Annotated in this window: 10 protein-coding genes; 5 read left to right on the forward strand and 5 right to left on the reverse strand. The window is 71.8% G+C overall.

Translation table 11 applies throughout. The features are described from left to right. Positions 1-120 precede the first annotated feature (120 nt). The 4 genes from AC1DZA_RS11345 to pheA all read right to left on the reverse strand — a co-directional run bounded on the left by AC1DZA_RS11345 (position 121) and on the right by pheA (position 2613). Complete coding sequence (locus tag AC1DZA_RS11345) at positions 121-663, reverse strand: hypothetical protein (RefSeq protein WP_476772825.1); 543 nt, start codon at positions 661-663, stop codon at positions 121-123. Next, entirely contained in the window at positions 660-959 is a 300-nt protein-coding gene (locus tag AC1DZA_RS11350; RefSeq protein ID WP_476772826.1) for a hypothetical protein, read from the reverse strand. The genes AC1DZA_RS11345 and AC1DZA_RS11350 overlap by 4 nt, the downstream gene beginning before the upstream one ends. Beyond that, entirely contained in the window at positions 956-1570 is a 615-nt protein-coding gene (locus AC1DZA_RS11355; RefSeq protein WP_476772827.1) for a hypothetical protein, read from the reverse strand. The genes AC1DZA_RS11350 and AC1DZA_RS11355 overlap by 4 nt, the downstream gene beginning before the upstream one ends. 89 nt (positions 1571-1659) lie before the next feature. Continuing rightward, positions 1660-2613, reverse strand: a complete 954-nt coding sequence (gene pheA, locus AC1DZA_RS11360; RefSeq protein ID WP_309975104.1) for a prephenate dehydratase — start codon at positions 2611-2613, stop codon at positions 1660-1662. A gap of 80 nt (positions 2614-2693) precedes the next feature. On the opposite strand from pheA, the gene AC1DZA_RS11365 reads away from it, so the two are divergent. The 5 genes from AC1DZA_RS11365 (at position 2694) to treZ (ending at position 12259) form a co-directional block, all read left to right on the forward strand. After that, on the forward strand, positions 2694-3986 hold the full coding sequence (locus AC1DZA_RS11365; protein WP_476772828.1) for a DUF445 domain-containing protein: 1293 nt from the start codon (positions 2694-2696) through the stop codon (positions 3984-3986). 53 nt (positions 3987-4039) lie between these two features. Beyond that, on the forward strand, positions 4040-5674 hold the full coding sequence (gene pgm, locus AC1DZA_RS11370) for a phosphoglucomutase (alpha-D-glucose-1,6-bisphosphate-dependent) (protein WP_476772829.1): 1635 nt from the start codon (positions 4040-4042) through the stop codon (positions 5672-5674). 148 nt (positions 5675-5822) lie between these two features. After that, complete coding sequence (gene glgX, locus AC1DZA_RS11375) at positions 5823-8081, forward strand: glycogen debranching protein GlgX (protein WP_476772830.1); 2259 nt, start codon at positions 5823-5825, stop codon at positions 8079-8081. A 54-nt stretch (positions 8082-8135) separates the two neighbouring features. Next, positions 8136-10466, forward strand: a complete 2331-nt coding sequence (treY, locus tag AC1DZA_RS11380; protein WP_476772831.1) for a malto-oligosyltrehalose synthase — start codon at positions 8136-8138, stop codon at positions 10464-10466. Next, positions 10463-12259 (forward strand): malto-oligosyltrehalose trehalohydrolase, encoded by a 1797-nt coding sequence (gene treZ / locus AC1DZA_RS11385; RefSeq protein ID WP_476772832.1) that lies wholly within the window; start codon positions 10463-10465, stop codon positions 12257-12259. Before treY ends, treZ begins: the two co-directional genes overlap by 4 nt. Here treZ and AC1DZA_RS11390 read toward each other — a convergent pair. Continuing rightward, on the reverse strand, positions 12241-13560 hold the full coding sequence (locus AC1DZA_RS11390; RefSeq protein ID WP_476772833.1) for an amidase domain-containing protein: 1320 nt from the start codon (positions 13558-13560) through the stop codon (positions 12241-12243). The genes treZ and AC1DZA_RS11390 overlap by 19 nt on opposite strands. Positions 13561-13685 lie beyond the last annotated feature (125 nt).

Raw genomic sequence — 13685 nt, forward strand, 5'->3', positions numbered from 1 at the left:
GCCACGAGAAGCCCATGGTCATGGTGCGCCGGGAGGCGTTGTACAGCTCCGCCGCGATCAGCAGGGGCAGGACCATCAACGCGCCGAGGGCGATCACCGTCGGGTGGACCCGTCGGCGCCTCACTCCTCCCCCTCGACGGCCGCCGTGCTCCGTGCCAGGACAGCCCAGACGACGAGCACCACGACACAGCCGAGCGCACCCGCCTGGATGAACCCGGGCGCGACGGAGGCCAGGAACCGGATGGCATCGCCCTCGGAGCCGCTCGAAGTGCCGGTATACACGGAACGATCGGTGGCGGCGTTCCACACCAGCGCGAGCCCGGCGATGACCAGCAGGAGGCTCGCCGCGAGGCCAATCCAGAGGCGTCCCGTCGGTACCCGATCAGCACGCGCGGGCTCCGGCTCCTCATCGAGCCGGTCGATGGGGGGCATCGACTCCGGGATCGTCGTCGGGCGAGGATCGGACGCCTCAGGGTCGGCGACGAGTGCGCGGATGAGGTCGGCCGGATCATCCTCCGGGTCTGGTCGTGCCGGCTGCGGACGCTCGGCATCCGCGGGCGTCGAGACGGTCGGTTCGGCCTGCGACTCGGCATGCCCACCCGAATAGCCGCGCTGATACCGGGCATCGAACCTGGGGTCGATGCCCGCCGTACGTTCGTTCACTCCTGCTCCTCCACTGCATGAACCGGATGCCGCGCCCGGCGCAGCCGCGGCAGGCACCACACGAGCACGAGGCCGAGGGCGGATGCCGCGACGGCGAGCCCGAGCGCCGGCAGCGCCACGGAGTAGCCGAAGTTGAAGAACGCCCACGCCTGCACGACCTCGGCGGACGGCGAGTCGCCCGACCACTGCAGCTTGCTCTCGATCGCCTGCATGCTGGTGATGACCCACCACAGCACCAGCAGCGCCACCGTCCCGAAGCCGACCAGCGCGAGGGCGGCGGGGTGCGGCCGCCTCACCGCTGCTCCTCGGTGCTCGCCGCGCGGCGGCCCGTGACCGCCCAGGTCACGAGCACGGCGACGATGCCGACCAGTCCCGCCTCGACCAGCGCGGGGGCCATCGCGTTGATGACGAGGCGGACGCTCTCATCGAGGCCGGCGCGGACGCCGCCGATGTAGTTCGACGGGTCGGAGGCCTGCACCCAGAACGCGACGCAGCCGACCACGACGAACGCGGCGCAGGCGGCGAGCGCGATCCACAGCCATCGCGTGGGGCTCAGGGACTGGTCGACGAGCGGGTCGTCGGGCGCGTCGTCGACGTCGACCGGCCCGCCCTCTGCCAGGACCGCGGCATCGGGCGCGCTCCCGAGGGGCGAGGTCGACGGTCTCCCGTCGAGGGATGGGTCCGCGGGTGCCGGGGACGAGGAGGTGTCGGCCGGGGACGCGGAGGGAGGGAAGGAGACAGCGGGCGCGGCGCGCGGGTCGGCCTCCTCGCGCGGCCGTGGCGCCGCGGCATCCGTCGGCGCCCCGTCGTCGTCCCCGAGGGCCGTCTCGGGCGGGTCGTGCGCGTAGCCGCGCTGGAACCTCGGATCGAACCGCGGGTCGATCCCCGTCGCCGAACCCTCGCTCACTCGCAGCTCCTTCGCGGGCCGGGCCGCAGCGCCCGCACCGAACTCCAGAATAGGCCGCGAGGCCCCCGGCCGACCCAGGTTGCCGGGACTCAGTCGGGCTCGCCGCTGAGGAGCCCGCGCAGCCAGTCGCGCGCCTCGATGAAGATCTCGTCGTCGAACTTCGAGTGGTACTCGATCGCGCGCTGGTCGGCGCGGGGGTACGAACCGAGGAAGATCACGTTGGGGCTGGTGCGCCGGAGGCCCAGCAGGGCGTCGGCGACCCGCTCGTCGCCGATGTGCCCGTCGAGGTCGACGACGAAGCGGTAGCGGCCGAGCTCGTCGCCGATCGGCCGCGACTCGAGCAGCGACAGGTTCACGCCGCGGGTCGAGAACTGCTCGAGCATCGCGAGCAGCGATCCGGGCTCGTCGTCGGGCAGCTCGACGATGAGGCTGGTCTTGTCTGCCCCGGTCGGCTCGGCGAGCACGCGCGAGCGCGACACGAGCACGAAGCGCGTGACGGCCTTCGGGTTGTCGCCGATGTCGCGGGCGAGCACGGCGAGGTCGAGGTGCTCGGTGATGCCGGGCGGGGCCACCGCGGCATCCGCCTGACTGCCTTCGAAGAGGGATGCCGCGGCCTGCACGTTGCTCGTCGCCGGGATGTGGCCGTGGTCGGGCAGCTCGCGCTCGAGCCAGCCCCGCGACTGTGCGTAGGCGACGGGATGCGCGTTCACGATGCGCACGTCGGCGAGCGTGGTGCCGGGCCGGGCGACGAGCACGAAGTTCACGGGCACGAGGTACTCGCCGACGATGCGGAGGCCGGGCACGGTCGCGAGCGCGTCCTGGGTGGCCGACACCCCGCCCTCGACCGAGTTCTCGATCGCGATCATCGCGGCGGTCGAACGCCCGCTCGTGACATCCGCCAATGCCTCGCCCACGTTGTTCACCGACCGCCAGTGCTTGCCGGCCGCCTCGGGCACCTGCTTCAGCGCCGCCTCGGTGAAGGTGCCGGCCGGTCCGAGGTAGGAGTATGTCTGCTCGGGCGGCGTGGAGGCGGCATCCGTCATGCACGCAAGCCTAGTGAGCGGGCGGGCGGCAGGCGCTAGCGTCGAAACGGACCGCAATCCCGACGCGAGGGGGCCGGCAGATGACGGCGATCGACGAGCTCCGTGCCACGCCAGTGCGCACGACACCCACCGACGAGGAGCGCAGGGTCGCGCTTCGCGGCATGAAACGGCTCGCGACGAGCCTGCTCCTCGTCGCCGCAGTCGTGTTCGCGGTGTCGTTCGCGCTGCAGGAGCAGGTGCCGTGGCTCGCCTACGTGCGCGCGGCGGCCGAGGGCGCGATGGTCGGCGCGCTCGCCGACTGGTTCGCGGTCACTGCGCTGTTCCGCTACCCGCTCGGGCTGCGCATCCCGCACACCGCGATCATCCCGAACCGCAAGGACGAGATCGGCGCCACGCTCGGGGCGTTCGTGGAGGACGAGTTCCTCTCCGACGAGGTGGTCGTCGGCAAGCTGCGCTCGATCGGCATCTCCGCGCGGCTCGGCGAGTGGCTGTCGAGGCCGGGGAACGCCGAGCGGCTCACCGCCGAGGCATCCGTCGCCGCCCGCGGCGTGATGACCCTGCTCGGCGACGACGACGTCGAGGACGTGATCGAGAAGCTCGCGCGCCGGCACCTGTTCGAACCCGAGTGGGGCCCCGCGATCGGGCGCATGGGCGAGCGGCTCGTCGCCGCCGACCAGCAGCGCGCCGCCGTCGACGCCCTCTTCGAGAAGGCCGAGGAGTGGCTGGAGGCGCATCCCGAGTCCATCGGCGGCATCGTCTCCGGCCGCTTGCCGCGGTGGATGCCCGACTTCGTCGAGAAGATGGTCGACGAGCGGGCGCGCAAGGAGGTGCTGGGCTTCGTGCGGGCGGTGCGCGAGGATCCGGGGCATCCGATGCGCGAGACCATCGACCGCTATCTGGCCGACTTGGCGAACGACCTGCAGCACGACCCCCTCATGATCGGCCGGCTCGAGCAGCTCAAGGTCGACCTGCTCGAGAGCCCGCGGGTGCGCGAGTTCGCCGGCGAGGTGTGGTCGAGCGTGAAGGACACCCTCGACACGGCACTCGAAGACCCCGACAGCGAGCTGCGCCAGGGGTTCCGGTCGGCGGTCGTCGAGGTCGGCATCCGGCTCTCCACCGACCCCGAGCTGGCGGCGAAGGTCGACGAGTGGGTGACGGATGCCGCGGCCTACGTGGTGCGCAACTACCGCCACGAGATCGCCGGGGTCATCACCGAGACCGTCGAGCGGTGGGACCCGAAGGAGACCACCGAGAAGCTCGAACTGCAGGTCGGCCGCGACCTGCAGTTCATCCGCATCAACGGCACCGTCGTGGGCGCGCTCGCCGGGCTCGCGATCTACACGGTGGCCACCGGCATCCGATCGCTCATGTGACGCCGATGCGGCAAGGGGTGTCGGCGAGGGCCCTCCTTCGGCAGACTGGGCAGATGCACGAGCGAGCGGGAACCCCGGCGACCGAATCCGACCTGATCGACGTCGAGGCCCTCGTGAGGGCCTTCTACGAGCGGAAACCCGACGTCTCGATCGCCGAGCAGCGGGTGGCGTTCGGCACCTCGGGCCACCGCGGCTCGGCGTTCAACACGGCCTTCAACGAGGACCACATCCTCGCCATCACCCAGGCCATCGTCGAGTACCGGGCGTCGCAGGGCATCACCGGTCCGCTGTTCATCGGCGCCGACACGCACGCCCTGAGCGCCCCCGCGCAGACCACCGCGCTCGACGTGCTCGTCGCCAACGGCGTGCGGGTGCTCGCCGACGAGTTCGACGACTACGTGCCCACGCCCGCGCTGTCGCACGCGATCCTGAAGTGGAACAACGACCCGGCGAAGCGCGCCGAGGGCGAGGCCGACGGCATCGTGATCACCCCGAGCCACAACCCGCCGCAGGACGGCGGCTTCAAGTACAACCCGCCGCACGGCGGCCCCGCCGACTCCGACGCCACGAACTGGATCGCGAACCGGGCGAACGAGCTCATCGCCGGCGGGCTCGCCGAGGTGAACCAGGCCGAGCCGAGCGGCGTCGAGACCTACGACTTCCGGGGCAACTACGTCGACGACCTCGCGAACATCATCGATTTCGACGCCATCCGCGAGGCCGGCCTGCACATCGGGGCCGACCCGCTGGGCGGGGCATCCGTGCACTACTGGACGGCGATCCGCGACCGCTACGAGCTCGACCTCACGGTGGTGAACGAGCGGGTAGACCCCAGGTGGGCGTTCATGACGCTCGACTGGGACGGCAAGATCCGCATGGACCCCTCGTCGCCGAGCGCCATGGCGTCCGTGCTCGAGCACGGCGGCAGCTTCGACATCCTCACGGGCAACGACGCCGACGCCGACCGGCACGGCATCGTCACGCCCGACGGCGGCCTCATGAACCCGAACCACTACCTCGCGGTGGCGATCGAGTACCTCTTCGCACACCGCCCGAACTGGCGGTCGGATGCCGCGATCGGCAAGACCCTCGTGTCGAGCTCGATGATCGACCGGGTCGCCGAGTCGCTCGGCCGACGCCTCTGGGAGGTGCCCGTCGGCTTCAAGTGGTTCGTGCCCGGCCTCGTCGACGGCTCGGTGGGCTTCGGCGGCGAGGAGAGCGCCGGCGCCTCGTTCCTGCGGTTCGACGGCACGGTCTGGACGACCGACAAGGACGGCATCCTGCTGTGCCTGCTCGCGTCAGAGATCCGCGCCGTCACGGGCAAGTCGCCGTCGCAGCTGTACGCGGAGCTCGTCGAGCGGTTCGGCGACCCCGCCTACCAGCGCACGGATGCCGCGGCCTCCCCCGCGCAGAAGGCCGCCCTCGGCAAGCTCGACGGCGACGCGATCGCCGCGACCGAACTGGCGGGCGAGCCCATCACGGCGAAGCTGTCGCGCGCACCCGGCAACGACGCGGCGATCGGCGGTGTGAAGGTGGCGACGGCCGACGCCTGGTTCGCGGCACGGCCGAGCGGGACCGAGGACGTGTACAAGATCTACGCCGAGTCGTTCCGGGGGCCTGAGCACCTCGCGCTCGTGCAGGAGGAGGCGAAGCGCGTCGTCACGGAGGCGTTGACTTCCGCGGGCTGACGCCCTTCCGCAGGCCGACGCCCGAGTGCAACCCCCTTCACGGGATTCGGGCGAACGCCGCGATGATGCGAGGATCGCCCATGCGCGGCATCCGCCCGCTGCTCGATCAGCGCCGACCCCGAGTCCCATCCGACCACGAGGAGCTGCGATGGAAGCCTGGCCCGGATCCGCCTACCCGCTCGGCGCGACGTTCGACGGCAGCGGCACGAACTTCGCCCTGTTCAGCGAGTCGGCCGACCGCGTCGAGCTCTGCCTGTTCGACGAGGACGGCACCGAGACGCGGGTCGAACTCCAGGACGTCGACGCGTTCGTCTGGCACGCCTACCTCCCGCACGTGCAGCCCGGGCAGCGCTACGGCTACCGCGCGCACGGGCACTGGGACCCGAACAACGGGCAGCGCGCGAACCCGAACAAGGTGCTGCTCGACCCGTACGCCAAGGCGATGGCGGGCGCGTTCGACTGGGACCAGTCGCTCTTCGGGTACGACTTCGGCGACCCCGACTCGCGCAACGACGACGACTCCGCCGGCCACGTCATGCACTCGGTCGTGATCAACCCGTTCTTCGACTGGGCGGGCGACCGGCACCCCAACACGCCCTACTCCGAGACGCTGATCTACGAGGCGCACGTCAAGGGGCTCACGCAGCTGCATCCGGATGTCCCGGAGGACCAGCGCGGCACGTACGCCGGCGTCGCCCACCCCGCCGTGATCGACCACCTGCGCAAGCTCGGCGTCACGGCGATCGAGCTCATGCCCGTGCACCAGTTCGTGCAGGACTCGACGCTCGAGGAGAAGGGCCTGCGCAACTACTGGGGCTACAACACCATCGGGTTCTTCGCGCCGCACAACGAGTACTCGTCGACGGGCGAGCTCGGCCAGCAGGCGCAGGAGTTCAAGAGCATGGTGCGTGCCATGCATGAGGCGGGCATCGAGGTCATCCTCGACGTGGTCTACAACCACACCGCCGAAGGCAACCACCTCGGCCCGACGATCGCGTTCCGCGGCATCGACAACGCCGCCTACTACCGCCTCGAGGAGAAGGACAAGCGGTACTACACCGACTACACGGGCACCGGCAACTCGCTGAACGTGCGGCATCCTCACGCCCTGCAGCTCATCATGGACAGCCTGCGCTACTGGGTGACCGAGATGCGCGTCGACGGGTTCCGGTTCGACCTCGCGGCCACACTGGCGCGCGAGTTCTACGACGTCGACCGCCTCTCGAGCTTCTTCGAGCTCGTACAACAGGACCCGGTGGTGTCGCAGGTGAAGCTCATCGCCGAGCCGTGGGACGTCGGCCCCGGCGGCTACCAGGTGGGCAACTTCCCGCCGCAGTGGTCGGAGTGGAACGGCAAGTACCGCGACGAGGTCCGCGACTTCTGGCGCGGCGAGCCGTCGAGCCTCGGCGAGTTCGCCTCGCGCATCACGGGTTCGGCCGACCTGTACGAGAACAGCGGGCGCAAGCCGGTCGCCTCGATCAACTTCGTGACCGCGCACGACGGCTTCACCATCCGCGACCTCGTCTCGTACAACGAGAAGCACAACGAGGCGAACGGCGAGGACGGCAAGGACGGGGAATCGCACAACCGCTCGTGGAACGCGGGCGCCGAGGGCGACACCGACGACCCAGAGGTGCTCGCGCTGCGGGCCAGGCAGCAGCGCAACTTCCTTGCGACCCTGCTGCTGTCGCAGGGCGTGCCCATGCTCCTGCACGGCGACGAGCTCGGACGCACGCAGCATGGCAACAACAACACCTACGCGCAGGACAACGAGCTGAGCTGGGTGCACTGGGACCAGGCCGACAAGCCGCTCATCGAGTTCACGGCGGCGGTCGCCAGGCTGCGCAAGGACCACCCGACGTTCCGCCGGAGCCGGTTCTTCGACGGCCGGCCGGTCGAGATCGAGGACGGCGAGGAGAGCCCCGAGGGCGCTCCGCTGCCCGACATCGTCTGGCTGCGGCCCGATGGCACGCAGATGCGGGAGCAGGACTGGGACGCCCCCCTCGGCCGGGCCGTCGGCGTCTACCTCAACGGCGAGGGCATCCGCCAGCGTGACGCGCGCGGCGAGCCCATCGTCGACGTCGACTTCCTGCTGTTCTACAACGCCGAGCCCGAGGATGCCGAGTTCCGCATCCCTCCCCGCACGAATCAGATGTGGGACGTCGTGATCGACACGGCGGGCCGGTCGGCGGACAGCGAGCCGAAGTCGGCCGGCGACACGTTCACGCTCGAGGGCAGGTCGATGCTCGTGCTCTGCGCGCACACCGAGCCCGAGACCGAGCCCGACCACTCGGTCGCCGCCTCCCTCGCGGTGCGCACGTCGCAGGGCAGCCAGGCGCAACTGCCGGGCGGCGCACCGGGCACCTCGGGCGGCGTGCAGTCCACGACCGTGCACCCGCCGACGTAGGCCCGCGTCGGCCGCCCGACCTCACGCCACCGAGCGACGACCGAAGGGACATCCGTGAAGGCACCCGTCTCGACCTACCGCATCCAGGTGCGCCCCTCGTTCGACCTCGACGCGGTCGCCGACGTGATCGGCTACCTGCACGAGCTCGGCGCCGACTGGGTGTACCTCTCGCCCATCCTCGAGGCCGAGTCCGGCTCCGACCACGGGTACGACGTCATCGACCACGCGCTCGTCGATCCCGCGCGGGGCGGGGCCGACGGCCTCGAACGGGCGGCGGCCGCGGCGCGCGCCCACGGCATGGGCGTGCTCGTCGACATCGTGCCGAACCACGTCGGCGTGGCGACGCCCGCGGCGATGGCCTGGTGGTGGGACGTGCTGGCGAACGGACGCGATTCCGCGCACGCCGAGGCGTTCGACATCGACTGGGACTTCGGCGGCGGGCGCCTGCGCATCCCGGTGCTCGGCAGCGCCGACGACCTCGGCGCGCTGCGGCTCGTGGCGACGGATGCCGCGTTCGAGCTGCACTACTTCGACCACCGCTTCCCCGTGGCGGCGGGCACCGCGGCCGACGGCGACGATCCCGTGGCGGTGCACGCCCGCCAGCACTACGAGCTCGTCGACTGGCGCCGCGCCGACGCCGACCTCAACTACCGGCGCTTCTTCGCAGTGAACACGCTCGCCGCCATCCGGGTCGAGGTGCCGCGCGTGTTCGACGAGAGCCACGCCGAGATCGCGCGCTGGTTCGAGGCGGGCCTCGCCGACGGCCTGCGGGTCGACCACCCCGACGGGCTGCGGCATCCGGGCGCCTACCTCGACCGCCTCGCCGAACTGACCGGCGGTGCCTACGTGCTCGTCGAGAAGATCCTCGAGGGCGACGAGCGGATGCCGCGGGGCTGGGCCACGGAGGGCACCACCGGGTACGACGCCCTCGGCGACATCGACCGGGTGCTCGTCGATCCCGCCGGCGAGGCGCCGCTCACCGACCTCGACACCCGCCTGCGCGGCGGCGAGCCGGTGGACTGGGCCGAGCTCATCCACGACACGAAGCGCGCGGTGGCCGACGGCATCCTCCGCTCCGAGGTGCTGCGCCTCGACCGCGAGCTCGCGGCGGCCTCCCCCGCCGCCGAGCACCTGGCCGAGGTCGCCGACGCCGTCGCCGAGCTGCTCGCCTGCTTCCCGGTCTATCGGTCGTACCTGCCGTTCGGCGAGGAGCACCTCCGCGAGGCCGCGGAGCTCGCGACCCGGCACCGGCCCGACCTCGCCCCGGAGATCGAACGACTGCTGCCGATCCTCGCCGATCCGGAGCACCCGGCGGCGCAGCGCTTCCAGCAGACGAGCGGCATGGTCATGGCCAAGGGCGTGGAGGACACCGCGTTCTACCGGTACCCGCGGCTCACCAGCCTGACCGAAGTCGGCGGCGACCCGGCCGAGTTCGCGATCGAGGTCGCCGACTTCCATGCCCGGTCGGCTTCCCGGCACGAGCGGATGCCACGGTCGATGACCACCCTGTCGACGCACGACACGAAGCGCGGCGAGGATGTGCGCGCCCGCATCGACGTGATCGCGGAGGTGCCCGAGGAGTGGTCGGCGGCGCTCGACGAGCTGCACGAGCTTGCCCCGCTCGACGACCGGCCGCTCGCGAACCTGCTCTGGCAGGCCGTCGTCGGCGCCTGGCCTGCGAGCCGGGAGCGCCTGCACGCCTATGCCGAGAAGGCCGCCCGGGAGGCGGGGAACTCGACGGGGTGGGCGGCGCCCGACGCCGCCTTCGAGGAGCGGATGCACGGCCTCGTCGACGCGGCGTTCGACGACGAGCGCGTGCGCGCGGTGGTCGACCGACTCGTGGCGCGGCTCGAGCCGCCCGGCTGGTCGAACGGAGTGAGCGCGAAGCTGCTGCAACTCACGGCACCCGGGGTGCCCGACGTGTACCAGGGCAGCGAGCTGTGGGAGCAGTCGCTCGTCGACCCCGACAACCGACGCCCGATCGACTTCGATGCGCGACGACGCATGCTGGCCGAGCTCGACGCGGGCGCGCGGCCTCCGATCGACGCCTCGGGCGCCGCGAAGCTCCTCGTCACGAGCCGGGCGCTCCGTCTGCGACGCGACCGCCCCGAGCTCTTCGGGGACTATATGCCGCTCGCGGCATCGGGTACTGCGGCCGATCACCTCGTCGCCTTCGACCGCGGCGGCGCGATCACGCTGGCCACCCGGTTGCCCCTCGCTCTCGCGGAGCGCGGCGGGTGGCGCGACACCGTCGTCGACGTCGGGAGCGCGCCGCTGACCGACGTGCTCACCGGACACCATCACCAGGGCGGCGTGCTCCGGCTGGCCGAGGTGCTGCACGACTACCCGGTGGCACTGCTCGTCGAAGAGGGAGGCCTCGCGTGACCGAGTTCCGCGTGTGGGCGCCACGGGCGACCCGGATGACCCTGTGGCTCGACGGCACGCGGCATCCGATGACCGACGACGGCGGCGGCTGGTGGACGACCGCCGCCGCCGGACGCGACTACGGCTACCTCATCGACGATGCCGACACCCCGCGGCCCGACCCCCGGTCGCGGCGCCAGCCCGATGGGGTGCACGGGCTCTCCCGCGTCTTCGACCCCGGCGCGTACGCATGGCAGGACGGCGGCTGGACCGGGCGGCAGCTCGCCGGCGGCGTGATTTACGAGCTGCACGTCGGCACGTTCACGCCCCAGGGCACCCTCGACTCCGCGATCGAACGGCTCGACCACCTCGTCGAGCTCGGCGTGGACCTGGTCGAGGTGCTGCCCGTCAACGCGTTCAACGGCACGCACAACTGGGGCTACGACGGCGTGCTCTGGTACGCGGTGCACGAGGCCTACGGCGGGCCCGACGCGTACCAGCGCTTCGTCGAGGCATGCCATGCGCGCGGGCTCGCCGTGATCCAGGACGTCGTCTACAACCATCTCGGCCCGAGCGGCAACTACCTGCCCGAGTTCGGCCCATACCTGCACGACGCGCGCGCCAACACCTGGGGCGCCTCGGTGAACCTCGACGGCCCCGACTCCGGCGAGGTGCGGCGGTTCATCATCGACAACGCGCTCATGTGGCTGCGCGACTTCCATGTCGACGGGCTGCGCCTCGACGCCGCGCACGCGCTCGTCGACCACGGCGCCGTGCACCTGCTCGAGGAGCTCGCCACCGAGGTCGACGCCCTGTCGGCGTATGTCGGCCGTCCGCTCACCCTCATCGCCGAGAGCGACCTCAACGACCCGAGGATGATCCGCCCGCGCGAGGCGCACGGCACCGGCATCACCGCCCAGTGGAGCGACGACTTCCACCACGCCGTGCACGTCGCCGTGTCGGGTGAGACCGTCGGCTACTACGCCGACTTCGCGCCGCTCACGGCGCTCCGCGATGTGTTCGAGCGCGGGTTCTTCCACGCCGGCACCTGGTCGAGCTTCCGCGGCCGGGTGCACGGCAGGCCCATCGACCGGGAGCGCACGCCCGCCTGGCGCCTCGTGGTGTTCGACCAGGACCACGACCAGGTCGGCAACCGGGCCGCGGGCGACCGGCTCGCGGCATCCGTCGACGAAGGCGGACTCGCGATCGCCGCCGCACTGACCCTGCTCTCGCCGTTCACGCCCATGCTGTTCATGGGCGAGGAGTGGGCGGCGTCGACGCCGTGGCAGTTCTTCACGTCGCACCCCGAGCCCGAGCTCGGCCGGGCCACCGCCGAGGGCCGGATCGCCGAGTTCGCGCGCATGGGGTGGGACCCGGCGGTCGTGCCCGACCCGCAGGACCCCGAGACGTTCCGGCGGTCGAGGCTCGACTGGAGCGAGCCGTACCCCGATGCCGGCGGCGGCGAGACCATCCACACGCGGATGCTGCGGTGGTACCGGCAGCTCATCGCGCTGCGTCGGCTCCGGCCCGAGCTCACCGACCCGTCGATGCTCGCCACGCGCGTCGAGGTCGACGAGGCGGCCCGAACGGTGCTCGTCCACCGGGGTTCACTCGTGATCGCGGTGAACCTGGGCACGGATGCCGCGGCGGACGTGCCGCCGGCCGGCCGGGTCCTGCTCCGCTCGGCCGACGGCGGCTGGGGCACGGAGGCGCGGGTCGCCTCGCTGGTGCTGCCGGCACGGTCGGTCACGGTGGTCGATACCGCGGACGCGCCGCTCGATCGACCCGGAGGCGGTCAGCGGATCGAGAAGTAGTGCACCGAGCCGCCGCCGCTGGCGAGCGCCTCGTCCACGTCCCAGTAGTCGGCGTCCTTGGTGTGGCCGCCGACCCAGACCTTGGTGCCCGCGGCGGAGTGCTCGACGCGCGTGACGACGGCGGTGTGGTCCCGGTCGCCCGAGCCGTCCCAGTCGAACTGGGCGATGTCGCCGACCTTCACGAGGGTGCGCTGGGAGTCGTCGAGCTCGGTGGCCCGGTCGGTGCGGCCGCGCAGGTAGTCGCCGAGCGCCGTAGAGCTCGCCCACGTGGGCGACATCCCACCCGAGCCGCCGTCGTAGTACCAGCCGCCGTCCATGGACCAGCCGCGCGCGACGAGCGACTGGCTGGCGAAGTTCGCGCAGTCGTTGCCCGAGAGCACCGGGTAGGCGCCCGAGTTGTAGTCGCTCCAGTGCGCGAGCACGTAGGCGACCTGCGCGTCGATCCCGGGGTCGCTCGTGTACGTGAGGCTGAGCGTGCGCGGGGCCATCGGCGCCTTCGGCTCCGCCGCGCCCGTCAGCTCGCCCGTGAGCGGCTGCACCACCGAGGTGCCGGCGGCGACCACGGCGGTCGGCGTCTCGACCTCCACGGGTGCGCCCGCGGCATCCGCGAAGCTCACGACGGCCGCGGTGCCGAGCGCGGTGTCGGCGACCGCGGGCACCGCGAAGGTCATCTGCGTGTCTGCGGCGGCGACGATGGTGGCGGGAACGCCGCCGACGCTGACCGCGGCCACCTCGTCGAGCCGGTCGCCCGAGACGGTGACCTGCGTGCCGCCGGTGAACGGCGCGGCCGCCACCGAGAGGTCGCTCGTGACGGTCGGGCCGTCGTAGGCGTCGACCTCGACGTCGGGTGCGGCGATGGTGTCGGTGACGGTCGTCGCCTTCGTGCCGGATGCCGCGGCGATCGTCGAGGAGCCGGTTCGGTCGTCGTCGGCGGATGCCGCGACCGCGCCGAATGCGCTCACGCCCATGATGGCCGTGGCGCAGCCGAGCGCCACCGTGCGGCGGAACGCGCCGCCCGTCGCCCGGCGGTTGCGCACGTGGTCGGCCCGATGACGGGGCTTGTGCGAGACGGTGCGCGGCGTGGGGGCGGGAGCCTGGGCCTGGGCCTGCTCGGGCTCCTGCTCCGGCTCCTGCTCCTGCTCCTGCGTCTGCAGGGCGATCGGGGCAGGGTCGACCGGCAGGGGCACGGCGAGGTCGGCGGGTTCGCCGCCGGCATCGAGCGCCGGAACGGCGTCGGGTCGAGTCGATGGTGCGCGGAAGGTGGCGCGGCGAAGCAGGGGCAGTTCAGGAGTGTGGGGCACAGCGAGGGGATTCCGTGTCGGCAGGAAGGGGGACATGACAGCCCATCACGCGTTTTTGTGAGGATCCCTCTCGGACACTGGGAAAGCCGTGAGAGCGTGATCACACGGAGCGTTCGGGTTTCACG

The organism is Agromyces sp. P2_B3 (assembly GCF_056404815.1).

What these genes read in the sequence shown, in the direction of transcription:
- pgm (WP_476772829.1), top strand. Translation starts at nt 4,040, where the DNA reads ATGCACGAGCGAGCGGGAACCCCGGCGACCGAATCCGACCTGATCGAC.
- AC1DZA_RS11365 (WP_476772828.1), top strand. Translation starts at nt 2,694, where the DNA reads ATGACGGCGATCGACGAGCTCCGTGCCACGCCAGTGCGCACGACACCC.
- glgX (WP_476772830.1), top strand. Translation starts at nt 5,823, where the DNA reads ATGGAAGCCTGGCCCGGATCCGCCTACCCGCTCGGCGCGACGTTCGAC.
- pheA (WP_309975104.1), bottom strand. Translation starts at nt 2,613, where the DNA reads ATGACGGATGCCGCCTCCACGCCGCCCGAGCAGACATACTCCTACCTC.